General features: G+C 71.6%; 31 protein-coding genes and 1 pseudogene. 24 read left to right on the forward strand and 8 right to left on the reverse strand.

Going from position 1 to position 24756, the window contains the following annotated elements:
- Positions 1 to 47: 47 nt before the first annotated feature.
- The 5 genes from FXF52_RS26675 (at position 48) to FXF52_RS26695 (ending at position 5925) form a co-directional block, all read left to right on the forward strand.
- Positions 48 to 938: an alpha/beta fold hydrolase gene (locus FXF52_RS26675; protein WP_148801087.1), complete on the forward strand. Its 891-nt coding sequence runs from the start codon at positions 48 to 50 to the stop codon at positions 936 to 938.
- Positions 939 to 947: 9 nt separating this feature from the next.
- A complete protein-coding gene (locus FXF52_RS26680) occupies positions 948 to 1733 on the forward strand; it encodes a polysaccharide deacetylase family protein (RefSeq protein WP_255472373.1) in 786 nt (261 codons plus the stop codon).
- A 178-nt stretch (positions 1734 to 1911) separates the two neighbouring features.
- Positions 1912 to 2478, forward strand: coding sequence for a hypothetical protein (locus tag FXF52_RS26685; protein WP_148801088.1), 567 nt, complete (start codon positions 1912 to 1914; stop codon positions 2476 to 2478).
- A gap of 11 nt (positions 2479 to 2489) precedes the next feature.
- Entirely contained in the window at positions 2490 to 3116 is a 627-nt protein-coding gene (locus tag FXF52_RS26690) for a hypothetical protein (RefSeq protein ID WP_255472374.1), read from the forward strand.
- 43 nt (positions 3117 to 3159) lie between these two features.
- A complete protein-coding gene (locus FXF52_RS26695; protein ID WP_148801089.1) occupies positions 3160 to 5925 on the forward strand; it encodes an AAA family ATPase in 2766 nt (921 codons plus the stop codon).
- A gap of 139 nt (positions 5926 to 6064) precedes the next feature.
- On the opposite strand, the gene FXF52_RS26700 is transcribed toward FXF52_RS26695, so the two are convergent.
- Both FXF52_RS26700 and FXF52_RS26705 read right to left on the reverse strand, forming a co-directional pair.
- On the reverse strand, positions 6065 to 6550 hold the full coding sequence (locus FXF52_RS26700) for a hypothetical protein (RefSeq protein ID WP_148801090.1): 486 nt from the start codon (positions 6548 to 6550) through the stop codon (positions 6065 to 6067).
- Positions 6551 to 6936: 386 nt separating this feature from the next.
- Complete coding sequence (locus FXF52_RS26705) at positions 6937 to 7902, reverse strand: LysR family transcriptional regulator (protein ID WP_255472376.1); 966 nt, start codon at positions 7900 to 7902, stop codon at positions 6937 to 6939.
- 60 nt (positions 7903 to 7962) lie between these two features.
- Here FXF52_RS26705 and FXF52_RS26710 point away from each other — a divergent pair, with 60 nt between their 5' ends.
- The 3 genes from FXF52_RS26710 to FXF52_RS26720 all read left to right on the forward strand — a co-directional run bounded on the left by FXF52_RS26710 (position 7963) and on the right by FXF52_RS26720 (position 9697).
- Positions 7963 to 8814, forward strand: a complete 852-nt coding sequence (locus FXF52_RS26710; protein WP_148801092.1) for an NAD(P)-dependent oxidoreductase — start codon at positions 7963 to 7965, stop codon at positions 8812 to 8814.
- Entirely contained in the window at positions 8811 to 9152 is a 342-nt protein-coding gene (locus tag FXF52_RS26715) for a RidA family protein (RefSeq protein WP_255472378.1), read from the forward strand. The genes FXF52_RS26710 and FXF52_RS26715 overlap by 4 nt, the downstream gene beginning before the upstream one ends.
- A 110-nt stretch (positions 9153 to 9262) precedes the next feature.
- A complete protein-coding gene (locus FXF52_RS26720; protein ID WP_148801093.1) occupies positions 9263 to 9697 on the forward strand; it encodes a TIGR03668 family PPOX class F420-dependent oxidoreductase in 435 nt (144 codons plus the stop codon).
- 23 nt (positions 9698 to 9720) lie between these two features.
- On the opposite strand, the gene FXF52_RS26725 is transcribed toward FXF52_RS26720, so the two are convergent.
- Both FXF52_RS26725 and FXF52_RS26730 read right to left on the reverse strand, forming a co-directional pair.
- On the reverse strand, positions 9721 to 10632 hold the full coding sequence (locus FXF52_RS26725) for a TIGR03619 family F420-dependent LLM class oxidoreductase (RefSeq protein WP_148801094.1): 912 nt from the start codon (positions 10630 to 10632) through the stop codon (positions 9721 to 9723).
- A gap of 64 nt (positions 10633 to 10696) precedes the next feature.
- Positions 10697 to 11071: a hypothetical protein gene (locus FXF52_RS26730; RefSeq protein WP_255472380.1), complete on the reverse strand. Its 375-nt coding sequence runs from the start codon at positions 11069 to 11071 to the stop codon at positions 10697 to 10699.
- A gap of 288 nt (positions 11072 to 11359) precedes the next feature.
- Here FXF52_RS26730 and FXF52_RS26735 point away from each other — a divergent pair, with 288 nt between their 5' ends.
- The 9 genes from FXF52_RS26735 (at position 11360) to FXF52_RS26775 (ending at position 15693) form a co-directional block, all read left to right on the forward strand.
- Positions 11360 to 11698 carry a hypothetical protein gene (locus tag FXF52_RS26735; protein ID WP_148801096.1) on the forward strand — a complete coding sequence of 113 codons (339 nt, stop codon included), beginning with the start codon at positions 11360 to 11362 and terminating at the stop codon, positions 11696 to 11698.
- A 307-nt stretch (positions 11699 to 12005) separates the two neighbouring features.
- Positions 12006 to 13193 carry an elongation factor Tu gene (gene tuf, locus FXF52_RS26740; protein ID WP_148801097.1) on the forward strand — a complete coding sequence of 396 codons (1188 nt, stop codon included), beginning with the start codon at positions 12006 to 12008 and terminating at the stop codon, positions 13191 to 13193.
- A gap of 126 nt (positions 13194 to 13319) precedes the next feature.
- Positions 13320 to 13676: a hypothetical protein gene (locus FXF52_RS26745; RefSeq protein WP_148801098.1), complete on the forward strand. Its 357-nt coding sequence runs from the start codon at positions 13320 to 13322 to the stop codon at positions 13674 to 13676.
- Positions 13673 to 14122, forward strand: a complete 450-nt coding sequence (locus FXF52_RS26750) for a MerR family transcriptional regulator (RefSeq protein ID WP_148801099.1) — start codon at positions 13673 to 13675, stop codon at positions 14120 to 14122. The genes FXF52_RS26745 and FXF52_RS26750 overlap by 4 nt, the downstream gene beginning before the upstream one ends.
- A 16-nt stretch (positions 14123 to 14138) precedes the next feature.
- Positions 14139 to 14414 (forward strand): hypothetical protein, encoded by a 276-nt coding sequence (locus tag FXF52_RS26755; protein WP_148801100.1) that lies wholly within the window; start codon positions 14139 to 14141, stop codon positions 14412 to 14414.
- A complete protein-coding gene (locus tag FXF52_RS26760; protein WP_148801101.1) occupies positions 14411 to 14743 on the forward strand; it encodes a YnfA family protein in 333 nt (110 codons plus the stop codon). Before FXF52_RS26755 ends, FXF52_RS26760 begins: the two co-directional genes overlap by 4 nt.
- Before the next feature lie 62 nt (positions 14744 to 14805).
- A complete protein-coding gene (locus FXF52_RS26765; protein WP_148801102.1) occupies positions 14806 to 15057 on the forward strand; it encodes a hypothetical protein in 252 nt (83 codons plus the stop codon).
- 26 nt (positions 15058 to 15083) lie between these two features.
- Positions 15084 to 15242 (forward strand): helix-turn-helix domain-containing protein, encoded by a 159-nt coding sequence (locus FXF52_RS26770; protein ID WP_255472387.1) that lies wholly within the window; start codon positions 15084 to 15086, stop codon positions 15240 to 15242.
- Positions 15243 to 15342: 100 nt separating this feature from the next.
- Positions 15343 to 15693, forward strand: coding sequence for a UBP-type zinc finger domain-containing protein (locus FXF52_RS26775; protein WP_255472388.1), 351 nt, complete (start codon positions 15343 to 15345; stop codon positions 15691 to 15693).
- Here the strand turns inward: FXF52_RS26775 and FXF52_RS26780 are convergent.
- The gene (locus FXF52_RS26780) at positions 15671 to 16822 is read right to left on the reverse strand and encodes an RNA-guided endonuclease TnpB family protein (RefSeq protein ID WP_148801104.1); all 1152 of its coding nucleotides are present in this window, start codon (positions 16820 to 16822) and stop codon (positions 15671 to 15673) included. The two genes, FXF52_RS26775 and FXF52_RS26780, sit on opposite strands and share 23 nt — an antisense overlap.
- 23 nt (positions 16823 to 16845) lie before the next feature.
- Here FXF52_RS26780 and tnpA point away from each other — a divergent pair, with 23 nt between their 5' ends.
- Positions 16846 to 17277 (forward strand): IS200/IS605 family transposase, encoded by a 432-nt coding sequence (tnpA, locus tag FXF52_RS26785; protein WP_148801105.1) that lies wholly within the window; start codon positions 16846 to 16848, stop codon positions 17275 to 17277.
- 271 nt (positions 17278 to 17548) lie between these two features.
- On the opposite strand, the gene FXF52_RS26790 is transcribed toward tnpA, so the two are convergent.
- Entirely contained in the window at positions 17549 to 18790 is a 1242-nt protein-coding gene (locus FXF52_RS26790; protein WP_255472382.1) for an MFS transporter, read from the reverse strand.
- 128 nt (positions 18791 to 18918) lie between these two features.
- On the opposite strand from FXF52_RS26790, the gene FXF52_RS26795 reads away from it, so the two are divergent.
- Positions 18919 to 19887 (forward strand): LysR family transcriptional regulator, encoded by a 969-nt coding sequence (locus tag FXF52_RS26795; protein ID WP_148801107.1) that lies wholly within the window; start codon positions 18919 to 18921, stop codon positions 19885 to 19887.
- Here the strand turns inward: FXF52_RS26795 and FXF52_RS26800 are convergent.
- Complete coding sequence (locus tag FXF52_RS26800; protein ID WP_148801108.1) at positions 19850 to 20779, reverse strand: oxidoreductase; 930 nt, start codon at positions 20777 to 20779, stop codon at positions 19850 to 19852. The two genes, FXF52_RS26795 and FXF52_RS26800, sit on opposite strands and share 38 nt — an antisense overlap.
- A gap of 80 nt (positions 20780 to 20859) precedes the next feature.
- On the opposite strand from FXF52_RS26800, the gene FXF52_RS26805 reads away from it, so the two are divergent.
- From FXF52_RS26805 to FXF52_RS26815, 3 genes are all read left to right on the forward strand, one after another.
- Positions 20860 to 21465: a TetR family transcriptional regulator gene (locus FXF52_RS26805; RefSeq protein ID WP_148801109.1), complete on the forward strand. Its 606-nt coding sequence runs from the start codon at positions 20860 to 20862 to the stop codon at positions 21463 to 21465.
- A 236-nt stretch (positions 21466 to 21701) separates the two neighbouring features.
- Complete coding sequence (locus FXF52_RS26810) at positions 21702 to 22214, forward strand: hypothetical protein (RefSeq protein WP_148801110.1); 513 nt, start codon at positions 21702 to 21704, stop codon at positions 22212 to 22214.
- A gap of 71 nt (positions 22215 to 22285) precedes the next feature.
- Positions 22286 to 22693, forward strand: coding sequence for a hypothetical protein (locus tag FXF52_RS26815; RefSeq protein ID WP_148801123.1), 408 nt, complete (start codon positions 22286 to 22288; stop codon positions 22691 to 22693).
- Between the two features lie 42 nt (positions 22694 to 22735).
- On the opposite strand, the gene FXF52_RS26820 is transcribed toward FXF52_RS26815, so the two are convergent.
- Positions 22736 to 23074: a DoxX family protein gene (locus tag FXF52_RS26820; protein ID WP_187413712.1), complete on the reverse strand. Its 339-nt coding sequence runs from the start codon at positions 23072 to 23074 to the stop codon at positions 22736 to 22738.
- Positions 23075 to 23439: 365 nt separating this feature from the next.
- Here FXF52_RS26820 and FXF52_RS26825 point away from each other — a divergent pair, with 365 nt between their 5' ends.
- Both FXF52_RS26825 and FXF52_RS26830 read left to right on the forward strand, forming a co-directional pair.
- Entirely contained in the window at positions 23440 to 23976 is a 537-nt protein-coding gene (locus tag FXF52_RS26825; RefSeq protein ID WP_187413713.1) for a TetR/AcrR family transcriptional regulator, read from the forward strand.
- Positions 23977 to 24034: 58 nt separating this feature from the next.
- Positions 24035 to 24598 (forward strand): annotated as a pseudogene (locus tag FXF52_RS26830) (condensation domain-containing protein); the annotation flags it as partial.
- Positions 24599 to 24756 lie beyond the last annotated feature (158 nt).

Here is a 24756-nt window from a genome sequence, read left to right on the forward strand (position 1 = left end):
GAGGCACGGCGCCGCAGTGCCGTCTTGCGGCAGGCGCGGAGGTCCCGATGTTCGATGGTTTCGAGGAGTTCGACATCACCACGACCGGCACGACGATCCACGGGCGTCGCGGCGGCGCGGGGGAACCGGTCCTCCTCCTGCACGGCATTCCCGAAACCCACCTCATGTGGCGGCACGTGGCCCCGACGCTCGCCGAGCGGTTCACGGTGGTCGCCACCGACCTGCGGGGGTACGGCGCCAGCGGCAAACCACCGACCGGTCCGGACCACGCGCCGTACAGCATGCGGGAGATCGCCCGCGACCAGGTCGAGGTCATGGCGAGGCTGGGGTACGACCGGTTCAGCGTGGTCGGCCATGACCGGGGCGCGCGGTGCGCGTACCGGATGGCGTTGGACCATCCGCGCACCGTCACCCGGCTCGCGGTGCTCGACATCATCCCCACCGCGGACACCTACCGGAACGTCGACCGGGAGTTCACCCGCGGCTTCTGGGTGTGGTCCTTCCTGTCCGCCCCGGAACCGGTCCCCGAACGGCTCATCGCCCAGGCCCCCGACGTCATCGTCAACCACATGCTCGACGCGTGGTCCGAGCGGCCGGAGGTCTTCCCGCCCGAGGTCCGCGCCGCCTACGTCGAGGCATTCCGGCATCCCGACACGGTCCACGCCGTGTGCGAGGAGTACCGGGCGTCGATCACCCTCGACTACGCCCACGACGAGGCCGATCGGGGCAGCCGACGGATCACCTGCCCGGTCCTCGCGCTGTGGAGCGGCACCGGGTTTCTTGCCGGCCGCTACGAACCGCTCGAGGTCTGGCGGCGATGGGCGGACGACGTGCACGGCGGCCCGATGTCGGCGGGGCACTTCCTCGCCGAGGAGGCGCCGGAGGAGACGGCATGCCGCCTCCTCGATTTCCTCTCCGCCAGCCCCGCGGCGGCTTAGCATCGCAGAGTGTCACCGGACCGTCGCGGTGCGCTGCGCGCCGCCGTCGCTGCGGCCGCCGGGATTGTCGGACTGGCCGGCTGTGACCAGGCACGCCGACCGTCGGTCGCCCGGTCGGCCCCGTCGGGGACCGGCACCACGTCGCCGCCCGCCTTCCCGCCCCCGTCGATCGCAGGTGCCTCCGGTCCTCCGGCCTTACCAGGGGAGATCAGCAACGGACCACGGGAACGGCCCAAAGTGGCGCTGACCTTTCATGGCCAGGGGGAGCCCGCCCTCGCCCGCCAGTTGCTGACCGAACTGGAGCGTGCCGACGCCCGGGTCACCGTCTTCGCGGTCGGTACGTGGTTGGCCGACCAGCCCGCGATGGCGCGGCGAGTCCTCGACGGCGGTCATGAGTTGGGCAACCACACCGAGAACCATGCCGACATCAGCCGGCTGACCCCGGCCGAGGCGTTCGGTGAGATCAACCGGTGCGCCCAGCGGATCAAGCAGCTCACCGGCTCGATCGGCGTCTGGTTCCGTCCGTCGCAGACCCAGCACGCCAACGCCATGATCCGCGCCCAGGCCAGCCGGGTGGGCTATCCGACGTGCGTGTCGTACGACGTGGACTCGCTCGACTCCACCGACCCCGGCCCACCGCTGGTGGTACGGACGACGATGAGCCAGGTCCGGCCGGGTTCGATCGTCAGCCTGCACTTCGGCCATCGGGACACGCTGGCCGCCATCGGGCCGATCCTCGACGGGCTGCGCCAACGGGGTCTGCACGCCGTGTCGATGAAGGAATTGCTGGCCTGATGCTCGTCGTCCGATGGCGCCGCCAGTCTCCTGGGGCGACGGCGGTGGCCGCCGGCCACCCCTGGTTCCAGCGCCGGCCCGGGGCGCCGGCGCGGGCAACTGGGGTGCAGCGCCAACTCGTGACGGCGTAGGGAATCACCCGATTACCCGGTGCCGTTCGCGCCATAGCGTCGACGGCATGGCCCGTCACCTGTTCGCGCCGGACCGCCCCGGCGCACCACGTTCCCGAGCCCGTGCCGCACGAGGGCGGCTGCTGCCGCTGCTCCTGCTCGCCCTGCTCGTGCCCGCCGCCTGCGACAGCTCGACCGGCTCCCCCGCGTCTGAGGGGGCCGACGCCGGGTCGGGAGTCGACGCGGGTTCGGACGACCTCGGCAAGCTTGGTGGCTCGGTGCCGGGCTGCCCTTTCACCGCCGACCGGGTGTCCGAACTGCTCGGGCAGTCCCTGAAGGACGAGGGCAACTGCGTGTTCGGCGACGGCAAGGGGGTCGCCAGCCTCACCATCACCATGGCCTCCGAGTTCGCCGGCGCGACGACCTACGACTACCAGCACGAGCAGGCCGGTCAGCAGTACGAGAAGGTGGTGGACCTCGGCGACCGGTCGTACCTCGCCGCCAAGGACATCGCGGCCGAGGCCGTCGTGGTCGGCCCCAAGGGCAGCTACACCCTGATCATGAGCAGCTTCAGCATGGACGTCGCGGGCTACGAGCAGAAGCTGCGTCGCCTGCTCGACGCGCTTCCGGCGTGAGGGGGACCCAGATGCGTAACAGGCACCTCGCGGTGCTCGGGGCGGCCGTGGTCGCCCTCGTGCTGCCCGCCGGATGCGGCGGCGCCGACAAGCCCGCCGCGGGCGGGCAGCCGGTCCCGGCGGCCACGGCGGCCGAGGAGACCAGCGCGGCCGCCGAGGACGCCGGCCAGGCCACCTCCGCCGCGCGGCCCGACGCCTGCACCCTGGTGTCCAAGGCGGACGCGGAGAAGCTGGCCGGCACGCGGCTGGACGACGCGGTGGCGGTCCGGGAGAGCTGCACCTACACCGCCCCGGTCACCGGCCCGACGGCGCAGGTCGAGGTGTACGTCGGCGACGGCGCGAAGAAGTACCTCGACATCGAACGCGACCTCGGGCACGAGGTGCGGGCCCTGTCCGGGGTGGGGGACGAGGCCCACGTCACGATGGAGGCGTTCTTCATCAGGAAGGGCGACGTGTGGTTGGCGGTCCGGCTGATGCGACTCAACGACCCGGCGGCAAACCGCAAGCCGCTGGGAGGCCCTCGCCCGCGTCGTCGCCGGCCGGCTGTGAGGCGGCCGCCGCGGTCCACTCGAGGAACGGAGGTGCTGGTCCCGACCACAGGTCCACCCGTGGCGGTGCGTGGACACGCCCGGAGGTGAACGACGACCTCGGTAGGTGGCACGGCTGTGCCATCATCCCGCCATGGACGCCGCCCTCGTCGGCCGTGACGCGACCCTCGAGCAGACCTGGCGCGCGCTGGTGGGCGGCGCCCCGGTTCTCCTGGAAGGACCCAGCGGCATCGGCAAGACCGCGCTGTGGCGGGCCGCCCTCGCCCGGGCCGAGCGGTCCGGCTGGGTCCTGCTGGCCAGCGCGCCGACCGAGGCGGAGGCCGTGCTGCCGTACGCGGCACTGGCCGACGTGCTGCGGCCGCTGGCCGACCGGGTGGCGGCCCTCCCACCGCCACAGCGGCTCGCCGCCGAGGTGGTGCTGCTGGCCGCCGAGCACGACGAGCCGATCGACGAGCGGGCGGTGGGTGCGGCCACCCGCTCGTTGCTCGAGGCCGCGACGGGCGGCGAGGTGCCGGTGCTGCTCGCCGTCGACGACGCGGCCTGGCTCGACCCGCCGAGCGAGCGGGCCCTGCGGTTCGCGCTGCGCCGCCTCGCCCGCTGGCCCGCCACCCTGCTCACCCGCCGTACCGACGAGGCCGGGGCGCCGGCCCTCCCGCTCGGTCTCGACGACGACCGGGCCGGCGACCGCCGGCTCACCCGGATCGACGTGCCGCCACTCGGCCCGGCCGCGCTGCACCGCATCGTGCAGGCGCGGCTCGGGGGCACGCTCAGCCGCCCGCTGCTCGCCCGGATCGCCCGGGACGCCGGGGGCAACCCGCTGCTGGCCATCGAACTGGCCCGGGCGGTGCTGCGGTTGCCCCGGCCGCCGTGGCCGGGCGAGGACCTGCCGGTGCCGTCGTCGATGCGTCAACTGCTCGCGGACGCCCTGCGGACCCTGCCCCCCTCCAGTCGGGACGCGGTGCGCCTGGCGGCGCTGCTGACCGTGCCCACACTGCGGGACCTGCACGCGGCCGGCGTGCCGGCGGACGCGTTCGACGCGGCGGAGGAGGCCGGTCTGCTGAGCGTGACGCCGAGGCGGATCAGTTTCGCCCACCCCCGATACGCCGCCGCCGTGCGCGAGGGCGTCCCGCCCGGCGTCCGGCGCCGGCTCCACGCTGTGCTGGCCGACGCGGTGTCCGACCCCGACGAGCGGGCCCGGCAGCTCGCCCGCTGCACGGTGGCGCCGGACGCCGCGATCGCCGCCGAACTGGCCGCCGCAGCCGCGCGCCAACGCTCCCGGGGTGCGCCCGCGGCCGCCGCCGAATGGTACGACCGCGCCGCCGACCTCACGCCCCCGACGGCCACCGCGGAGCGGGACCGGCGCCGCCTCGACGCGGTGCAGTGCCGGATCGACAGCGGCGACTACGCTGCGGCCGGTGCGGCGGCGGATGCCGCCGCCGGCCAGCTGGCCGGCGCGGCGCACGCGGAGGCGCTGCTGCTCCGCGCCATGGTGGCGTGGTGCGTCGACGACCTCACCAGCGCGGTCTCGCTCGCCCAGCGCGCCCTGGCCGCGGCCGAGGCGCACCGCGACCTGGCCGGGCGCATCCATGCGCACCTGACCCTGTTCCAGGACGCGCCGGAGCCCGCCCGCCGGCACGCCGAGGCCGCCATCGCGCAGCTGTCCGGCAGCGACGAGCACCGTCCGCTGCTCACCGCCGCGCTGTTGCTGCTGTTCTTCCACGAGGTACGCGCCGGGCGCCCGGCCCGGACCGAGCTGCTCGACCGGGCGCTGGTCCTGGAGGCCGGTGAACCCTCCTGGTTGGCCGGGTCGATCCCGGCGATCTGGTGGAAGGCCACGGACGACCACGCGCGGGCCCGGGCCCGGCTCCATCACATGTTGGGCCGGGCCGTGGCGCGCGGCGACGAACCGTGGCAGCACGAGATGCTCACCCACCTGGGCGAGGCCGAGCTGCTGGCCGGCCGGTTCGACGCCGCCGGGGAGCACATCGCGGCGGCGCGGGAGCTGGGTGAGCAACTCGGCACCGGCCTGGTCGGCGAGACCTGGCTGGCCGGCCTGCTGGACGCCTACCGGGGCCGGCTCGCCGAGGCGGGCGCGGTGGCCGAGGCCGGGCTGCGCCGCGCCGACGAGTTCGACGACGCCTGGTGCCGGCGGATCCACCTGCAGCTCGCCGGGTTCGTGGCACTCTCCGCCGGCAGGATGACCGAGGCAGCCGCCGCGTACGGCGGACTGGTCGCCGCGTTGGACACCTCGGGGATCGCCGAGCCGCTGGCGCAGCGCTTCGAGCCGGACTGGATCGAGGCGTGCGTCGGAGCCGGTGACCTGGACAGCGCCCGCGCCGCGCTCGCCCGGCTCACCGAGCGGCACGCCCGGCTGGCCCGCCCGTGGACCACGCTCGGTCTGGCCCGTAGCCGGGTGCTGGTGGACAGCGCCACCGGAGCCGATCCGTCCGCGGCGCTGGCCGCGCTGGCCGCCGCACGGGCGAGCGTGCCGGTGGACGTGCTGCCGCTGGACCGGGCCCGCTGCCTGCTGGTGGCCGGCCGGGCGCATCGCCGGGCCCGCCGCCGGCGGGAGGCCCGCGACGCCCTCGACGCGGCGGCCGCCGAGTTCACCGCCCTCGGCGCCGTCGCCTTCGCCGAGCGGGCCCACGCGGAGCTGGCCCGGATCGGGCGGCGTACGCCCGCGCCGACCGCGCTGACCGCCACGGAGGAGCGGGTGGCCCGCCTCGCCGCCCAGGGCCGCACCAACCGGGCCATCGCCGACTCGCTGTTCATCAGCCCGAAGACGGTCGAGGCCAACCTCGCCCGGGTGTACCGGAAGCTCTGCATCTCCAGCCGAGCGGAGCTGGGCGCGGCGATGGGCAGGCCGCCCGCCCCGCCGCCGGAGTCAATTCCAGGGTGACCGACATTTCCAACACTCGGCGATGTTTGTTCCGCTTACGTCCACTTTCGTCCCCTTTGTCCGATATGCTGGCTCGCGTGATGGAGCGGCTGACGGCCGGTACCGGACGGACAACCGCCCGGGCCGGCCATCGGGCGTCTCACCGTCCGGTGCGATGCTGCGGCACCAGCCCGGAGAGGCGCCGGCCGGCCCGGCCGCCGTCTCGGGCCAACGCCACGTCGACGAACGCGCCCACGCCGCTCTGCGCGACGTTCGACAGACAGGCGATCAGCAGCAGCCGGTGCATGAGGTATCGCGGGTCATCCGGCACGTCGGGATCCAACGGTCGATGGCGACCAGGAAGGAGTGCGGCCAGCAGTTGCGGGTCCACCTCGGGCAGCCAGGCGCCGACGCGGTCGATCTGCACCGCCACGAGCGGCCACGGGTCACGGGGAGCCGGGGCGAACTCCTCGGCGAGCAGCCGGGTGGTGCCCGTGAGGGTCCGGCGCACCCAGGCGCCGGGCAGCCGGGTCAGCCGATCGACCGCCGCGTCGAAGCCCCCGCGATCCATCCGGTTGGCCGCGTGGACGCCGGCCACGACGGCGTTCCACAGCTCCTGCTCCGCCGGGGTTGGCGGCTTCCACATCACCCTCTCCTCTCCCGTGCCGGCCTGGCCGGGCAACCGATCGAACTCCTCGGCACTGCGCGACGATGTCGCCGCCGGGTCACCGCCTGCCGGAGTGGCCGGCACGGGCCCGTAGGAGGGCGAGACCCGTGCCGGCCGCGGTGATCACCCAAAATCACCGTCTGTGGCCGCCGCTGGGCCGGACAGGTGTTCCGGCCGCCTGGCAGTCGTACCGCCGGATCGCCTCCGCCGCCGCGCGGGGCTGCCCGGCTTGGCGGCGTCCGGGTCGGCGCCGCCGGTCAACTCTGTTCCGGCGCCCGCATCGGGGCCTCCGGAGCAGGTGTCGTTTGGTCGAGTATATGACACTTGAAACAGATTACGTCCGTTTCGTGAATATAGCCCGAAGACTAGTTGGTATTCCCCGGTGTCACACCGCTGCCGGAGGGGTGATCGGGCAGCCCCAGCCCGGCCGCCGCCGTGTCGAGATGGTCGAGGAACCGGTGCACGGCGGGGGGACGACTGCGTCCCGCGACGGTGGCGGCGAACACCCGCCGGACGGAGGCGTCGTCGGGGTGCAGCCGGAGCAGGGCGAGGTCGGGCGGAGCGGCGCGGACGGCCAGCGCAGGGATCAGCGCGACGCCCAGTCCGGCCGCGACGCAGCCCAGTTTGCCGGTCCACTCGGCGGCCACGATGTCGATCCGCGGTCGGAAGTCGGCCGGCAGGGTGGCGCGCAGCAGCGTCTTCTCGGCGTCCGCCGAACCGGCGATGAAGGCGTCGTCGGCCAGCTCGCGCAGCCGGACGGTACGCCGGTGGGCGAGCCGGTGCGTGCGGGGCACCGCCACCAGCAGCACCTCATCGACCAGGTGGTGCAGGTCGAAGCGCTCGTCGTCGAGGGGCTGATCGGATGCGGCGCTCAGCACCGCGACGTCGGCGTCCCCGGCAAGCAGGCGCTCCAACAGGCCGGGCGTCAGCCCCTCGACCAGGGAGAGGGCGACGCCGGGATGGGCGGACCGGAACGTGGCCAGCGCGCGCGGCACGAGCGCGGCGACCGCCGTGGGAAACGCGCCGACCCGCAGCCGGCCGGCGGTCAGCTCGCGCAGTGCGGCGAGGTCGCGGCGGGCGGCGTCGAGCCGGTCGAGCACCGCTTCGGCGTGGCCGAGCAGGCAGCGGCCCTGCTCGGTCAGGGCGACGCCGCGCGGCAACCGGTCGAACAGGATGGCCCCGGTCTCGGCTTCCAGAGCGGCGATCTGCCGGGACACCGCCGACTGGGTGTAGCGCAGGGTCCGGGCGGCGGCCGTGATGGACCCGTGCTCGGCGACGGCGCGGAAGACCTGGAGGGCGTGCGGCTGCATCCCGCCATGCTCTCGCGGCATGGCTGGCATGTTCAACATTCGCTGGTGGCATGGCTGGCGGCCCCCCTAACGTTCCGGGGCATGAACGCCATCGCACTGCTGGGCGCGGGCACCATGGGCACGGCGCTCGGCCGCCGCCTGCTGGCCACCGGGCACCGGCTCACCGTCTGGAACCGGACCCCCGGCCGGACCCGGCCGCTGGTCGAGGCCGGCGCGCGGGCCGCCGCCACCCCGGCCGAGGCCGTCCGGGACGCCGACGTGGTGATCACCATGCTCACCGACGCCACCGCCGTACGGGAGACGCTGTTCGGTGCCGACGCGGCCGCGTGCGCCCTGCGGCCCGGGACCCACCTCGTGGAGATGTCCACGATCGGCCCGCACGCCGTCGGCGCCCTGGCCGCACGGTTGCCACCCGACGTACCTCTCGTGGACGCACCGGTCGGCGGCAGCGCCGGCGCGGCGGAGGCGGGCCGGCTCGTGGTGCTGGCCGGCGGCGCGGAGGAGGCCGTCGACCGGGTCGCCCCGGTGCTGGCGACCCTCGGCACGATCCGCCGGTGCGGCGGTTCCGGCCGCGGCGCGGCCATGAAGCTGGTGCTCAACACCGCTCTGGTCACCGCGGTCACGGCAGTCGCCGACGCCCTCGCCGTCGCCGACGCGGTCGGCGTGGACCGCCGTACGGCGTGCGAGGCGCTCGCCAACGGACCGCTCGGCGGCGCGGTCGCCCGGGCGACCACCACGGAGGCCGCATTCGCCGTCGCGCTGGCCGCCAAGGACGCCCGGCTCGCCCTCGACGCGCTGAGCGACGTGCCGGCCCCCGTCCTGCGGGCCGCCGCATCGGTGTTGGCGGCCGCGCCCCGGCCGGACGCCGACATCGCCACCCTCGCCGACGCCCGCACCGTGGGCGTCGCCCCCGGAGACAAGGAGCAATCGTGACCGTGATCCTGGACAACCCCGCGACCGTGCCCGCGCCGTACGGCGACCGGTTCGCCCACGTCGCCCGCCTCGACCTGCCGGGCGGGGCGCTGCTGATGCTCTCCGGTCAGGTCGCTGTGGACGACGCCGGCGCCGTGGTGGCGCCCGGCGACGTCCGGGCGCAGACCGAACAGATCTTCGAACTGATCGGGGCCCTGCTGGCCGCGCACGGCGCCACGTTCGCCGACGTCCTGCACGTCCGCACGTTCCTGACCGACCTCGACGACCTGGCCGACTACGGCGCGGTACGCAACCGCTACTTCCCCGCGCCAAGCCGGCCAGCACCACCGTGGAGGTGAGCCGGCTGTTCCTGGCCGGTGCGGTGCTGGAGGTCGAGGTGACCGCCGCCGTGACCAGCAGCTGAGCCGATAAGGCCCTCCCCCGGCCGGGCTCAGTTAGGGTCGGGCTTGTGCCCGCTGACGACCTGCGGCACCGGGTCGCGTCGGCCCGGGTCGCCCGGCTGGCCACCGTCGGGGCCGACGGCCGCCCCCACCTGGTGCCGGTGTGCTTCGTCCTGCTCGGCGACGTGGTCTACCACGCGGTGGACCGCAAGCCCAAGCGCCACCGCCGGCTACGGCGCCTGGACAACATCGAGGCGACGGGGAGGGTCTGCCTGCTCATCGACGAATACGCCGAGGACTGGTCGAGGCTGTGGTGGGTGCGCCTGGACGGCCACGGCCGGGTGGTGGCGGCCCCGACGGAGGAGGCCACCGCCCGGGCGGCGTTGCGCGACAAGTATCCGCAGTACGTGGATCGGCCGCCGGACGGGCCGGTCGTCGCGGTCACGGTGATCCGGTGGTCGGCGTGGTCGGCCGCCGAGGGGACGGCGGATCCGGCCGCGTGACCCTCAGCCGCGCCGTCGACGGGTCACCGGCCGGGGGCGAGGGCGTCGAGCACCTCGTCGGCCCGGCGCAACGACGCGTATGGGTCGGCCCGGGGTGAGCCGATCTCCGGGTCGAAGTTGAGGTCGAGGAACAGCTCCGTGATACCGGCCGCGGCGAGCCCGCCGACATCCGAGCGGATCTGGTCGAGCGTGCCGGTGAGGGGCTCGCGGTCTGGCAGTCCGGCCGTCCGTACCCGCACCGCGCCGCGGCAGACGAACCGCAGCGCCTCCGGGTCCCGGCCCGCGCCCGCCGCGGCGGCCTTGACCGTCGCGACCGCCTCGCCGATGCCCGTAAGGTCGGCCTGGCTGCCGCTGACCCAGCCGTCGGCGAGCCGGCCCGCCCGGTGCAGCGCGGCCGGCGCGTGCCCGCCGAGCAGGATCGGCGGGTGCGGTCGCTGCACCGGCTTCGGCTGCATCCGCGTCGGCGGGACCTGGTAGAACTCGCCGCGATACGCCGTGACCTCCTCCTGCCAGAGGCTACGGAGCACGGTGAGGAACTCCTCCGCCCGCCGGCCTCGCTGCTGCCTGCTCGCGCCGGTGGCCTGGTACTCCTCCTCCGCCCAGCCGAGCCCGAGCCCGAGGTCGAGCCGCCCGGCGGCGAGGATGTCGAGGGTCGCGGTCTGCTTGGCCAGCACCACCGGCGACAGGAACGGCATGTTGAGCACGGCCACGCCGAGCCGGATCCGCCCGGTGTGGGCGGCGAGGAACGCCAGCGTGGTCAGCGGGTCCTGGACGCTGTGGTAGGTCTCGCTCCAACCCAGATCGGCGGGCACCAGCAGGCGTTGGAACGTCCAGAGCGAGTGGTAGCCGAGCTGTTCGGCCCGGCGGGCCACGTGGATCATGTGCTCCGGCGTGGCCCACGAGCCGGAGACGGGCACGGCGAATCCAATCTCCACCTCGGCACCGTACCGGGATCCGCCCGGTCCGGCGCGCGAACCGGCTCGGATGACGACCCGCGGCCTAACGCCCGACGTAGACGAGATCCATCGTGTCGGTACGCCCGGACCAGCGGAGTTCGAGATGCCAGCAGCCGGCGCGCGGCATGTCGATGATCGACGGGCCGGGACCGCCGGCGACCTCGTGGGTCACCCGGGTGTCGGTGCCGTCCAGCGTCGCCGTGATCACCAGCGTCGTCGGCGATCCCGGGTCGGACGGCGTCGGGGCGGGCCGGGAGACCCAGAGGATCTTGTTGTTGCGCCCGCCTTCGGTCGGCTGCGAGAGCGGGTGACCGAACAGCACCGCGACGATCTCACCCTTCGCGCCGAAGACGTGCGGCCCCGCGCTGCTCCCGTGGAACCCCTCGTCCGCCCAGTCGGGCAGGGGTCCCATCTCCATCGGGGAGGTGCAGCCGGTGGCCGCGCTCGGGGAGGCCGTACTGGCCGGAGCACCGGCCGGCGCGCCTGACCGGTCGGCGGTGGTGCACCCCGCCAGCAACAGCACCGACCCCAGCAACCCCCTGCCCCACGAGCCCATCGCACACCCCCGGACGATCCTGCTTGCCGATGACCTGATCTCTGGATCCACTTCGAGGACACCGGCCGGGTCCCCCGGGTTCCGGCGGTCGCTGCCTGAGGTGCGCCGCGCGTCGTTGGCCTGCCGCCACCGGGTCTGCCACCATGAACCATGGCCTCCCGATGGCGCAGCGGGGCGGATCTGCTGGCCGCCGCCCCGGCCCTGATCGCGGTGCTCGTTCTCGGCCTCTACGTCGGACTCGTGCGGCAGCAGGGCGAGCAGCCCCTCGCCTGGGTCGTCGCCGCGCTGGCGGCGGCCGCGATCCTCGCGGGCTACGGTGTGGTCCGCACCGCGCCTCGGCGCAGCTGGGCGCTGGCGGCGTCGGGAGTGCTGCTGGCGGCGCTGGGTCTGCTCGCCATCCTGTCGATCGGTCTGCCCATCCTCATCGCGGGCGGGTTGGCCCTGGTCGCCGCCGCCCGCAGCCGGCGGCGCCACTCCCCCGCCCGCTGAGGCCCTGGGAATATCGGTAGCCCCACCCGACGTTCGGGGCTAGCGTGATCGCCATGTTCGGCACCGTCGGCTCTGTGCGGCCCGCAGGTTTCCACCTGCCGGGTGCCGTCGACGTGTGCGCATGGCTGGCTGATACCCGAAGCTGACCCTCCTCCCGCTCCGGCAGAACCACGGAGGAGGGTGGCCCGGTGCTCCGGCGCTGCCCATTCAGGCGCGCCGTGACGTGCGGTTCTGGCGCGGTTTCCCGCGGAGTGGCACCCGCCCGCGTTCGTCGTCCGCCAGCTCATCTCCAGTGTGGAGTTCCATCATGGCCAAGAGCCAGTTCGTGCGCACGAAGCCGCACCTCAACATCGGCACGATGGGTCACGTCGACCACGGCAAGACGACCCTGACGGCCGCCATCACCAAGGTCCTCGCCGACCACGACCCCGCCGTCAACCGGTTCGTGTCCTTCGACGGCATCGACCGGGCGCCGGAAGAGGTGGCGCGCGGCATCACCATCAACATCGCGCACGTCGAGTACGAGACCGCGACCCGGCACTACGCCCACGTGGACATGCCCGGCCACGCCGACTTCGTGAAGAACATGATCACGGGGGCGGCGCAGGTCGACGGCGCGATCCTGGTCGTCTCCGCGCTCGACGGGGCGATGCCGCAAACCCGCGAGCACGTGCTGCTCGCTCGGCGGGTCGGCGTGCCCTACCTGGTGGTGGCGATGAACAAGGCCGACGCGATCGAGGACCCGGAGCTGCTCGACCTGGTCGAGCTCGAGGTCCGGGAGCTTGTCTCCGAGTACGGGTTCCCCGGCGACGAGGTGCCCGTCGTACGGGTGTCGGCGCTGCGGGCCCTCGAGGGCGACCCGCGCTGGGTGTCGTCCGTCGTGGAACTGCTCGACGCCGTCGACCGGTACGTCCCGGTGCCGCCCCGCGAGCTCGGCGAGCCGTTCCTCATGCCGATCGAGAACGTGATGACGATCTCCGGACGGGGAACGGTGGTGACCGGCGCGGTCGAGCGGGGCACCCTGCGGGTCGGCAACCCGGTGGAGGTGGTCGGCCTCGGCCCGACGCTGTCGACCGTGGCGACGGGGCTGGAAACCTTCGGCAAGTCGCTGGCGACCGCCGAGGCCGGGGACAACGCCGCCGTACTGCTGCGCGGGGTCAAGCGCGACCAGGTACAGCGGGGTCAGGTGGTGGCGCTGCCGGGCAGCGTCACGCCGCACCAGCGGTTCCGGGCCAGGCTCTACGCCCTGACCACCGCCGAAGGCGGACGTCACACGCCGTTCCTCGCCAACTACCGGCCGCAGTTCTACTTCCGCACCACGGATGTGGTCGGGACGGTGGACCTCGGTGACGTGACAATGGTCCTGCCGGGCGACACCGTTGACCTGTCGGTGGAGCTCGGCAAGCCGATCGCGATGGATGTGGGGCTCGGCTTCGCCGTCCGGGAGGGCGGCCGTACGGTGGCCGCCGGCACGGTCACCGAACTGCTCGACTGAGGTGCGCGGAAGGGCCCCTCGGCAACAAGGGGCCCTTCCGGCCCGGCCTGCCCGACGAGCATCGTCGTGATGCCGCGCGCACCCGGGCTTGCATCTGGTACCTAGGTACCGGCTTACCGTCGAGACATGAGCGACCACGACATCACCACCGATGGCGCCTGGGTGCCGGATGCGTGCACTCTGCCGACCACCGACCGGCCGCTGCGGCTCACCGAATTCGATCAGTTCTTCGCCGCATCCGTGCGGGCGGCTGATCGGGTGTCGGCGCAGCACCTGCGGTTGCACCTCGACGGCGCGGCCCAGGTAGAGGACACGGCTCGGGACCTGACCGCCCGTGAGTCGTCCTGCTGCTCCTTCTTCGCCTTCGACCTCTCCCGACCCGGTCCGGACTCACTGACATTGGACGTTCGGGTACCAACCAGGCATGTCGACGTGCTCGACGCCCTCGCCGATCGGGCGGCGTCAGTCCGGGGCCAGGGATGACCGAGGCTGGGCTGCGTAGCGGCGAGTTGGCCGAGGCCGCCGGCATCAACCAGCAGACCCTGCGGTACTACGAACGGCGGGGCCTGCTCACCTCCCCGCGGCGATCACCGGGCGGGCATCGGCTCTACCCGTCCGAGACGATCACCCTGCTGCGGGTGATCAAGACCGCGCAGCGCCTCGGCTTCACCCTCAAGGAGATCGCCGACCTGCTCGACGTCGGACGACACCAGCACGGCCGGCAACCGGACAGCGGCCTGCAGGCACGGGCCAGAGGCAAGCTCGCGGAGATCGAACAGAAGCTGGCGGACCTGACCGTCATCCGCGACACCCTGCGGGCCGCCATCTCCGCCGGCTGTGACGACCTGGTCGCCTGCGCCGGCAGCTCCTGCTGTCCCCTGCCATTCGCTGAACTCGCCGAGAGAAACGACCGTGTCGACCATTGCTGACCGGACTCGCCGCCTGATGCCTTCCGGCCTGACCGGACTCGCCGTGACCGCCTGCGCCGCCTGCTGCGTTCTGCCGGCCCTGCTGGCCGCCGGGGTGATCGGTGGCGCCGGGTGGGCGGCCGCCAACCGCTTCATGCCCGGCGTTGCCGTCGCCCTGGCGGTCCTCGCCGGCCTGTCCTGGTGGTGGGCCAGCAAGCGCCGGCACGCCGCCGGCTGTTCCGGCGGTGACTGCGCCTGCGGAAACCCCGAGGAACAGGGCCGCGTGGAGCTGCCGCTACGGTCCAAGGCATGACGGTCACCCGCTCGATCCTGCTGTTCCTGCTCGCCGCGCTCGCCGAGATCGGTGGCGCCTGGCTGGTGTGGCAGGGCTGGCGGGAACATCGAGGGCTGCTGTGGATCGCGGCCGGAGTCATCGCGCTCGGGTGCTACGGCTTCGTCGCCACCTTCCAACCCGACCCGCACTTCGGCCGCATCCTCGCCGCCTACGGCGGCGTCTTCGTCGCCGGATCCCTCGCCTGGGGCATGGCCGTGGACAAGTTCCGCCCCGATCGCTACGACCTCATCGGCGCAGCCATCTGCCTCATCGGCGTCGCCGTCATCATGTACGCCCCACGCAGCTGATGTCGTGTCGAGCATCATTGGCGCTCCTTGAGCCACTACGGTGCTCGGGTGAACTAGAAGGAATGGGCGGCGTCGCAGGCATTGCGTACATCACCGCGCGGCGGCAGTACGCGGCTGGGAAGCTGCCCGTTCCCCCGTATCGGCTGGGCCGGCTGATCGTGGTGGGTGAGCCGTTGCCTGTGGCCCGGGCGGTTGTGGGGCAGGTGGTGGTGTACGCCCGGGTGTCATCGGCGGACCAGCGGCGCCGCCGTGCGGCAGCGGACCGTGCCCGCCGCGCGATCGACGCCGCCACCGGCGAGGACGGCACGGCGTGACAGTGGTGGTGCAGGCGTACCGGTTCGTGCCGGATCTGACCCCGGGTCAGGAGCGGTCGGTATTGGCGCATGCGGGTGCAGCGCGGGTGGCGTACAACTGGGCCCTGGCACGGGTGAAGGCGGTCATGGATCAGCGCGCTGCGGAACGGACCTACGGGGTGCCGGATGTGAGGTTCCCCCGATAACGCGGAGTCTCGGCGCTACCGGGGGAACCTCACCGCTGGGAGTGGCCCGGTGGCAGGACGCGGAGCCGACCGTAAGACCCGCCCCGGCGAGCCGGTGGCCGTGAAACGTCAAGCCGGCACCACCCACCTGGGTAAGACCGGCTGCTGCGACTCCTCGCCGAGCCAGCACGCGACCGCTCACGCAGCTGCGACGGGTCACCCGATCATCCAGAGCTTCGAACCCGGCGAGTCGTGCTTCTGGGACTACTCCAACGGCCAGTTCTACGCCGCCGGACCGGAGCTGGCCGCCCCGCACTCGCACCCAATCGACCAGCCCGCCCCCGGTCCGCGCGGGGCCGCGTGCCGGGGACTGGAAGACCCGGCTGCAGTCAACTACCCGCCCCATGAATGGGCGGGTTTGCGGATCACTGTCCTCGCTGGCTGTGAGGCTAGGCCGCGTGCGGGCGATTGACTGCGCCCCAGCTCGCGACACCACGGGACGCGATGTTGCGAGCCGCATTGTGGTCGGCGTGGGCAACGACCCCGCACGACCGACAGTGGAAGGTTTCCTGGTTGGGTCGGTTCCGTTTGTCCCGATACCCGCAAGCTGCACAGGTCTGGGAGGTGTACCGGGGGTCGACCTGGACCAGTGGTACACCCGCCCGGCGCGCCTTGTAGATCAGGAACGCGCCGAGTTGCTGGAACGCCCAAGAGTGCAGCGTGACCCGTTGGGGCTTCCTCAGCCGGACCCGGTCGCGGATCCCCGTCAGTTTCTCGACGGCGATTCCGCGGCCGGTGCGTGCAGCCTCGGTCACGATGCTCTTGGCGATGGTGTGGTTGATGTTCGCGGTGTGCCGTGTTTCCTTGCGGCGGCGGCGGGCCAGGAGCCGTTTCGCCGACTTGGTGCCTTTTTCCTGCAACCGCTTCCTGAGCCGCTGCTGGCGGCGCCGGTAGCCGTTGAGCTTGGTTCCGGTGTAACGGGTGTCGTCGGAGTCGTAGGCGATGTTCGCGATGCCCATGTCGACACCGAGGAATCCGTCCGGTTCGTAGACCTGCGGCTCGTCCACCTCAACGGTGGCGTACAGGAACCACATGCCGTCGCGGTGCACCAGGTCGGACTCGCCGACCGGATGGGTTGCGACGGCCTTGATCTGGTCGGCCGAGCCGGTGAACGTGACCTGTTTGAGCCGCCCTTGCACGGTCCAGATGGAGACGACGCGGGCGTCGTGCCGCCACGACAGCATCCTCGCGTCGTAGGGCTGGGCGGCGTCCCAGCGGAATGTGATCGGGTTGGTCTCGACCTTGCGGCGGCGCTTCGATCCGGGCTTGCCGTAGTTGCCGGCCTTGAGGTTGCCTGCGAGCGTCTTGTAGACGTCGGCGACCTTTTTGATGACGTGCTGGGCGGCCTGCGCGCCGAGCCCGTAGTCGTCCTTGATGCCGTGGTAGGCGTGCCGGCGCAGGTCGTAGTTGCGGTAGCAGTCAATTTCCCGTGCCATCACTGCGACGTCGGATGCTGCGGAGTTGCAGGCGCGCAGGGTCGCCTCCAGCGCCGCAGCCTCGTCGGGCGTCGGCAGGAGCTTGACCTGCACCACCAACTTCACACCATCATCGTATCGTTTGGTCTATGTCACCACGATGGACCCCAGACCCGGATGTCCGCCGGGGACGCTCGGTTGTCTCCCACCTTCACGCGCACTTGGTCTTCACCACGAAGTACCGGCGCGGGGCCCTCACCGATCCGATCCTCACCCGCTGCCAGCAGGTCATGGCCGAGGTGTGCCGGGACTTCGGCGCCGAACTGCGGGAGTTCAACGGCGAGGACGATCATGTGCATCTGCTCGTCCACTACCCGCCGAGCGTCGCCCTGTCGCGGCTGGTCAACAGCCTCAAGGGCGTCAGTTCCCGATACCTGCGCCGCGAATTCGCCGGACACCTGCGCAACTACCTGTGGGGCGAGCATCTGTGGTCACCGTCGTACTTCGCCGGATCATGCGGCGGCGCGCCCCTCACAGTGGTCAAGGAGTACATCGAGACCCAGAAACATCCCGGTCCGTGACAGTGTTCCTCCCAGCCGTGAACGGCCAGGGTTCCCGCCTTATCAACCGCTGAACCGGCCAACCTGGTCGACCCGCAGATGCCAGGCATGGGGCGAGCGTCGGCGGAGGCCGACCACTTGCACTCCCGGCGCATTCTCTCCAGATTCACCCACGCCGACACCGCCGCTCGCGATATCCCTATCTCCGCAGCGACAATGCGCGACCGGGCGGGTGCGACAGCGCTCGATGAGCCTGCGGGGCCCTTCCAGGGTGAACGGGCGTTGCGGTGAGTCATGCGGCCGGGACGTCTTCGGCCGACCGGGCGGGTTCAGGGTGGAAGAAGTGTGTCCGGTTGGGCAGCAGGAGTGGGGTGGCGAGCAGGAGAACGCCGGAGATGGTGATCGCGGCGAGGGGGCTGGTGAGCGTGGCGAGGATGCCCCAGACCACCATGAGGGTGGCCTGCACGAGTTTGCTGCTGACACCCCATGCGCTGAGGACTTGGGCGGCATGATCCGCGGGAGTCCGTTGCAGGCGTTCGGTGGCGTAGATCGGGTTGAAGATGCCCATGCAGGTGATCAGCAGGCCCTCGACGACGATCACGGTGACGAGTCCGGTGATGCCGGGATGGATGAACGCGAGACCGAGCGGGAAGAGTGATCGCAGCCAGCCGGAGACGGTCATGACCCGGTGCCGGCCGTAACGCCTCACGAGGCGGGCGGAGAGGCGGGCGCCCACGAAGCCGCCGAGTGCCGGGATGCCGAAGGCAAGACCGTATTGCCAGGCCGGGAAGTGGTATTCGCCCAGCAGGAGGACGGCCAGGAGCGGGACGGTGGCCGTGATCAGGCCGGCGACCAGGATCGAGTTGAGGAACAGGCACCGTAGTGCGCGGTCGTGGAGGATGAACCGCCAGCCACGAAGCAGGTCGGCTCCGCGCAACCTGGTGGCCGGGTCGCGGGGGGCCGCCACGTCGCCTCCGCGGATGCGGAGGACCGCGAGTGCGGACAGCAGATAGCTAAGGGCGTCGGCCATGATGGTGACGACCGGGCCGAGCAGCCCGATGAGCGCGCCGCCGAGGGGCGGTCCGGCCGCGGTCGCCACCCAGCTCGTGCCCTCGAATCGCCCGTTCGCGGTAAGGAGGTGAGCACCGCGGACGAGGTATTTCAGGTACGCGCCGGATGCGGCGGTGAAGGCGATGCTTGCGGTTCCGGAGATGACCGAGACGACCAGCAACTGGCCGTAGGACAGCAAGCCGAAAAGGTACGCGACCGGAACACTCGCCATCGCGAGGAACCGCGCCAGGTCCATCGCGATCATCACCGGACGCTTGGACCGGTGCTCGACCCACGGCCCGAGCGGGATCGCAATGATCGCCGCGACGGCAAGCCCGGCTGCCTCCAGCAGCGAAACCGCGAATGCCGACGAGTGCAGCACTCGAACCGCGATGAGCGGGAACGCTCCGAAGGCGATCCACGTGCCGTACGTGCTGACGGCGTAGGCCGACCACAGCCAGCCGAAACTGGACCCCAATTTCACGCGCACATGACTCCTCCGCAACAACCGATGTTTGGGTCCCGGAATCACATCGGCTGCGCGGGCGCAGGATCAAACAACCGCCTTTCGGCGAGCCACAACGATCAGTTGTGTAGGCATAAGCTGGACCGATGGACACCGAGGCAGTGCGATCGTTCGTCCGGGCGGCCGAGCTCGGGCAGTTGCAACACGCGGCCGACGAGCTGGGCGTGACGCAGCAGGCGGTCTCGAAGCGGGTTGCCGCTCTGGAGCGTGAGCTGGAGGTCCGCCTGTTCACCCGTACCGCCCGAGGGGTCGAACTGACGCTCGACGGCCAGGCATTCCTCCCACATGCACGGAGCATCGTCGCAGGTGCTGATCGCGCCGTCACCGCGGTCAGGCCGGGCTCGCGGGCCCTTCGGATCGACGTTCTGGGCCTGCGAAGCGCGCAGGCCGTCGTTCTGCACGACTACTGGCGGTCGCATCCCGAAACTGACCTCGACGTGGTGACCCTCAGGGTCAACGACCCTCACGTGGCGGCCGCCGCCGTCCAGGCAGGCGATATCGACGCCTCGTTCCGCACCGTCACCGATCCGGCCACGCTGCCGCGCGACGTACAGATGATCCACGCCTTCGACTCCCCGCTGGAACTTCTCGTCGGCCCCAGGCATCCGCTTGCCGCCGCACGAACACTGACACCACCCCAGCTGCGCAAGCTTCGGATCTGGGTGCCGGGCATCGTGCCCCGAAGCGAATGGGCAGAGTTCTACGATCAGCTCGCCACCGCCTTCGACCTCCGCATCGACGCGGCAGGCCCGAACTTCGGTGACGAGGTACTCCTCGACACCCTCGCGGAATCCGCCGACGTGGCCACCCTCGTCGGCGCGCGCGACCGGTACATCTGGCCGACGAACCACGACCTACGCCGCATCCCGATCGTGAACCCGACGCTCGCCTACCCGCTCTCCCTCATGTTCCCCAGCACGAATCCGCACCCGGGACTTCGGGCGATCATCAACCACTTCGCAAGCCTGCCACCGCTCCCCGAGACGGCCTGGCTCCCGTCCTGGGCAACGACAACGTCTAGGCGGTCGCGGGCAGCGCGTACCGTACGCCGGTGAGCTGCTCCGACAGCTCCCACAGCCGGCGACCGGTCTCGATGTCGGTCGCCCCAGCCGACAGGGATACCCGGGTCGGGGAACCGCGCAGTTCGCCCTGACCGTCCGGGCCGATGAACGCGCCGCCTTCGATCCCAGGCGCGACCGCGGCGTACAGCAAGGGCAACGCGCCCTGGTCCGGCGCCTGCGCGAGCGGCTTGGCGATGATGCCGAACAGCAGCCGCGGCAGGCCGGTCGCCCGCATCTGCAGGTTGGTGGCGGTGTACCCGGGGTGGGACAGCACGCTACGCAGCGGGCTGCCCGCCGCGGCCAGACGCCGGTGCAGTTCCCAGCCGAAGATGGCGTTGGCCAGCTTGGACTGGTTGTAGTAGGCCATCGGCCGGTAGCCACGGGCGCCGGTCAGGTCGTCGAAGAAGATGCGCCCCTGGCGGTGGTTGAGCGAGCTGACGGTGACCACGCGGGGGTCCTGCCCCGCGGCCAGCAATTCCAGCAGCAGTCCGGTGAGGGCGAAGTGGCCGAGGTGGTTCGCGGCGAACTGCAGTTCGTGGCCCTGTGCGGTCAGTGTCCGGGGTGGGGCCATCACGCCGGCGTTGTTGACGAGCACGTCCAGCCGGGAAAGGTCGCCGTGCAGCCGGGCGGCGAAGGTGCGGACCGAGTCGAGGTCGGCCAGATCGAGGTGGCATACCTCGAGGCGGGCCCCGGGGTGTTGGGCGGTGAGGTCGGCGACGACGCGCCGGCCCTTCTCCTCGTCGCGGACGGCGAGGATGACCTGGCCGGTACGACGGGCGAGCGCGCGGGTGGCGGCCAGGCCGAGACCACTGGTGGCTCCGGTGACGACGAACACCCGGCCGGTCTGGTCCGGGATCTGCTCGGCGGTCCAGGATTGCTGCTTCATGTGACCAACGCTGCCACGCATGGCAGTTACTGTCAACAAGTGCGGCCTGTGCCATAAACGGCAGGGGATATCATCGGGCGATGGCGTCCCGTCCCGAAGTGACCTTGGCCCAGCGCAAGCGGCAGCTCGTGTCGACCGAGCTGACCGAGGCTGCGCTACAGCTACTCGCCCTCAAGGGGTTCGACTCGGTCACCATCGATGAGATCGTCGCGGCCGCTGGCGTCTCCCAGCGAACCTTCTTCCGGTACTTCCGATCGAAGGAGGACGTGGTCGTCCAGTTCCTGGTCGACATGGGCGCTGACATCCGCGCCGACCTGGCCGCCCGCCCAAGTGCCGAGCCGCCCTCGGTGGCGCTGCGGCACGCCGTGTGGGTGCCCATCGCCGCCTGCGCCGACCACCCTGAGCGCACGCTGCGCGTCGTCCAGTTGATCCTGCGCACGCCCGCCCTGCTCGCCCGCTTCCTCGAGCGACAGGAACAGTGGCGCGACGACCTGGCAACCGAGCTGGCAAGCCGGCTGGGGCTCGACACCGGCCATGCGGTGTATCCCCAGATGGCGGCCCGCATGGCGCTGGCCGCCTTCGGCACGGTGCTGCAAAGGTGGAGCGACAGCGAAGGCAAGGAAGACCCCGCCGAGCTGACCGACCAAGCCTTCGCCGTCATCGCCCCGGCGCTCGACACGATCTAGCCCGCACTCACGTGCGCTGCCGGAATGCCGCCTCCTCTGATCGCCTGGGCATGCTGCTGCCCCGGAGACGTCATGCCCTGACGAGCGGGTGAGTGGCCGGACGTAGCGGAGGCCTGCCATGAGATTCCTTTCGTCCTGCGCGGCGTGCACCGCAACACGAAACTAGTCATTGACAAGATGCTCCGGCAGGGCTAGGTTCGACGAGAACTTGACAGTGGCTAGATTTGGACCTCACCATGACACTCCTCGTCCTGCTCATCGCGCTCGCTGTCCTGCGCGGCCTCGGCGCGCTCGGCGTGCGGCGGTTCGCCACCTGGCCTTCCGCCGCGGCCCACGCGCTGGCGATCATGCTGTTCATGACCGCCAGCGCCCACTTCGTCCCGGGCGGCGTCACCGTCATGCCGACTCACGACGACCTGGTCGCGATGGTGCCGCCCGCCGTGCCGTTCCCGTCCGCCATGGTGTACCTCACCGGCGTCCTGGAGTTTCTCGGCGCGCTCGGCCTCATCGTCGCCGGCACCCGCCGCGCTGCCGGATACTGCCTCACGCTGCTGTTCGTCAGCCTGCTCCCGGCGAACATCTACGCTGCGATCGCCGACGTCCCGCTCGCTGGCGAGCCCGCGTCGCCGCTGTGGCAGCGCATCCCCGAACAAGTCCTCTACATCGCCACGGCACTCTGGGCCACTCGCGGCGCACTGCCGCTGCCATCGCTACGGCGCGCGCCAGCATCCCGAACCCAGCGAGCGTAAGAGTTCGACCGAGCCTCAATCCCTCATTAGACCTCGCCACACCCAACCCGAAGGAGCCTGCCGTGCAGAGCATGGGCCTCAGCACCGAGTCACGGATCATCGCCGGAGCGGTGCTGCTCACGATCGTCACCATCCAGGTCGGCGGCTGGTTCATGACCCGAATCGCCCGCGGGGCGGTGCCGATGACCGACTTCCAGAAGTCCTTCGCGCGCGCCGGGCACGGCCACGCCGGCGTGCTGGTGCTGCTGAGCCTGGTAGCACTGCTCTATGTGGACGCCACGGGCCTCAACGGCGTACTGCTGTGGACCGCACGGCTCGGAGTGCCGATCGCAGCGATCCTGATGTCGGCGGGATTCTTCGCGTCGTCCGCCGGCAGGAACGTCACGGCGCCGAACCGGTTCGTCTGGGTGCTGTGGGTAGGCGCACTCTCGCTCGCTGCGGGGGTGGTGAGCCTCGGCGTCGGGCTGCTGACCGCCTGATTCGCGGGCACCGGACACGCAATCGCCGGGTGGGCGAAATCCTCAGAGCCGACGTGCGGGTGGGCGCCATGCCCAGGAGAGCATCGCCAGCCCCGCGAAGATGGCGGGAGCGATGAGGTTGCTCAGGGCTTGGTGCGTGGCGAGGTGCGAAGCGGCCGCACCAATCATATTGATCATGATGCCGGCATAGGCCCACTCCTTCAAACGGGGCAGCCCCGGCGGCAGCACGACCCCGGCGGCGATGACCTTCGCGGCACCCATGATTGTGGCCAGATAGCTGGGGTACCCCAGGTCGATCATCACCGGGTAGAACGGTGCCATCCGGAGCAGATCCATCGCGCCGCCAACCGCGCATTCACCGGCCACCATCGCAGTGAGCACCCAGTAGGCGCCAGTGCGGTGACGGCGTAGAGCGGCGGCTGCTACGGCGGCTGGCCGGGTGGTCATGATCGCTGGCCCTGTGGCTCCACCGTCCGGTCCGGACGCTGGAGCTGGCGCTCGTGCCATCGGAACCCTCCTATCGACACGGACACGTTTCCTTAATATAAGTACGGTACCGTTTCGATGGAGGTGCGGCAATGGTCAATGGTCCTCGACAAGGCGGCAACCGTCCCACGCATTCGCCGACGACTGCGCCCGCGGCATCGCGCGCCGCGGAACAAAGCCGGGCTGCCTCGACGGCCTCGTCCCGATCCCCGACCGAGCCCCGGGAGCCGATTTCACGCGGGGCAGGCGCACGTCAGCGGGTGCTGCAGGCCGCCCTCCAGGTGCTCGACGAGCATGGTCTCCCCGGCTTCACCATGGAGGCCGTGGCCCGGCGCGCCGGCGCGAGCAAGGCCACCTTGTACCGACACTGGCCCACCGCCGGCGCGCTCATGGTCGACGCCATGGACGCCACGTTCCAGCCCTTCCCCGAGCCCGACACCGGAAGCGTGGAGACCGACGTCGCCCAGTTGCTCACCGCCTTCGTCGCCCTGCTCGAACACACCCCGTTCCCGCGCCTGCTCGCCGCCTTCATCGACGCCGCCGAACGTGACCCCACCCTCGCGTCACTCCACGCCGAGTTGACCCGCCGTCGTCGCGAACCGCTCCTCGTCGCGCTGACCCGCGCACGCGAGCGCGGCCAACTGCCCGGCCATCTCGACCCAGAGCTAGCGGTCGACCTGCTCACCAGCCCGTTCTTCTACCGCCGCTTCGTCGCCCACCGGCCCATCCCTCCGAACCTGGTCAACGACGTCATCGCCCACGTACTCGGCACGACCTGGCGACCGGCGGACCGATGATCAGGCCGCATACACGCCCGGCGCGAGCCGTCAGCTCGGGCACGCCGCCGTCCGGTTCGACCTGACCGCCGGCCCGCTGCTCGCGGTCCGCCTGCTGGCCCTCGCCGACGGCGAGCACCTGCTGCTGGTGACCGTGCACCACATCGTCTTCGACGCCTGGTCGGCCGGACTGTTCCGGGAGGAGCTGATCCGCTGGTACGGCGAGTTCGCCGGCGGCGTACCGGCCGCAGCGCCGGCGCTGCCGGTGCGCTTCGTCGACCACCTCACCGATCCCCGCGCGCTCCCACCAGTCAGACGCCGGTTCGCCCGGTCGCTGCGATCGTTACCGCCCTCCCGCGGAGCGTCGCCGCCGCACCAACAACATGCCAACGACCGTGGCGAGGACAACCAGGACGGCTGCCACCAGCGGAACCTGCCAGGCACCCTTACCGGTGTCGGGGGCAGCCTGCCGTACGCCCCCGTCGGGCCGGGTGCTCTGCTGGTCGGGTCACCGCTCACCGCCGCGGCTGGAGAGTCGCCACTGTTCGGTGCCGGCTGGTCGACCGTCACGTCGACGGTGGCCTTCGCCGTGGCGGGCTCGGTGGCCGAGACGGTCACCGTCCACTGCCCGGGGGCTAGCTGAAGATCGGCGTGGTAGAAGCCGACGCCTTCGGCGGCGGACATGATTCGGGTGGGACCAATCTTCTGACCGCCGGCCCCGACCGCGACCACGGTCATCGCGACGCTCTCCGCCACCGGGTGGTTGTCCTTCTTCCAGGTGGCCACAACATCGATTCCGCC

The organism is Micromonospora sp. MP36, assembly GCF_008119785.1.
Lineage (GTDB): Bacteria > Actinomycetota > Actinomycetes > Mycobacteriales > Micromonosporaceae > Micromonospora.

Coding starts and splice junctions, on each gene's coding strand:
- FXF52_RS26675 (WP_148801087.1), top strand. CDS start 48: ATGTTCGATGGTTTCGAGGAGTTCGACATCACCACGACCGGCACGACG.
- FXF52_RS26685 (WP_148801088.1), top strand. CDS start 1,912: ATGGCCCGTCACCTGTTCGCGCCGGACCGCCCCGGCGCACCACGTTCC.
- FXF52_RS26690 (WP_255472374.1), top strand. CDS start 2,490: ATGCGTAACAGGCACCTCGCGGTGCTCGGGGCGGCCGTGGTCGCCCTC.
- FXF52_RS26695 (WP_148801089.1), top strand. CDS start 3,160: ATGGACGCCGCCCTCGTCGGCCGTGACGCGACCCTCGAGCAGACCTGG.
- FXF52_RS26700 (WP_148801090.1), bottom strand. CDS start 6,550: ATGTGGAAGCCGCCAACCCCGGCGGAGCAGGAGCTGTGGAACGCCGTC.
- FXF52_RS26705 (WP_255472376.1), bottom strand. CDS start 7,902: ATGCCGCGAGAGCATGGCGGGATGCAGCCGCACGCCCTCCAGGTCTTC.
- FXF52_RS26710 (WP_148801092.1), top strand. CDS start 7,963: ATGAACGCCATCGCACTGCTGGGCGCGGGCACCATGGGCACGGCGCTC.
- FXF52_RS26730 (WP_255472380.1), bottom strand. CDS start 11,071: ATGGAGATGGGACCCCTGCCCGACTGGGCGGACGAGGGGTTCCACGGG.
- FXF52_RS26735 (WP_148801096.1), top strand. CDS start 11,360: ATGGCCTCCCGATGGCGCAGCGGGGCGGATCTGCTGGCCGCCGCCCCG.
- tuf (WP_148801097.1), top strand. CDS start 12,006: ATGGCCAAGAGCCAGTTCGTGCGCACGAAGCCGCACCTCAACATCGGC.
- FXF52_RS26745 (WP_148801098.1), top strand. CDS start 13,320: ATGAGCGACCACGACATCACCACCGATGGCGCCTGGGTGCCGGATGCG.
- FXF52_RS26750 (WP_148801099.1), top strand. CDS start 13,673: ATGACCGAGGCTGGGCTGCGTAGCGGCGAGTTGGCCGAGGCCGCCGGC.
- FXF52_RS26755 (WP_148801100.1), top strand. CDS start 14,139: ATGCCTTCCGGCCTGACCGGACTCGCCGTGACCGCCTGCGCCGCCTGC.
- FXF52_RS26760 (WP_148801101.1), top strand. CDS start 14,411: ATGACGGTCACCCGCTCGATCCTGCTGTTCCTGCTCGCCGCGCTCGCC.
- FXF52_RS26765 (WP_148801102.1), top strand. CDS start 14,806: ATGGGCGGCGTCGCAGGCATTGCGTACATCACCGCGCGGCGGCAGTAC.
- tnpA (WP_148801105.1), top strand. CDS start 16,846: ATGTCACCACGATGGACCCCAGACCCGGATGTCCGCCGGGGACGCTCG.
- FXF52_RS26795 (WP_148801107.1), top strand. CDS start 18,919: ATGGACACCGAGGCAGTGCGATCGTTCGTCCGGGCGGCCGAGCTCGGG.
- FXF52_RS26800 (WP_148801108.1), bottom strand. CDS start 20,779: ATGAAGCAGCAATCCTGGACCGCCGAGCAGATCCCGGACCAGACCGGC.
- FXF52_RS26805 (WP_148801109.1), top strand. CDS start 20,860: ATGGCGTCCCGTCCCGAAGTGACCTTGGCCCAGCGCAAGCGGCAGCTC.
- FXF52_RS26810 (WP_148801110.1), top strand. CDS start 21,702: ATGACACTCCTCGTCCTGCTCATCGCGCTCGCTGTCCTGCGCGGCCTC.
- FXF52_RS26815 (WP_148801123.1), top strand. CDS start 22,286: ATGGGCCTCAGCACCGAGTCACGGATCATCGCCGGAGCGGTGCTGCTC.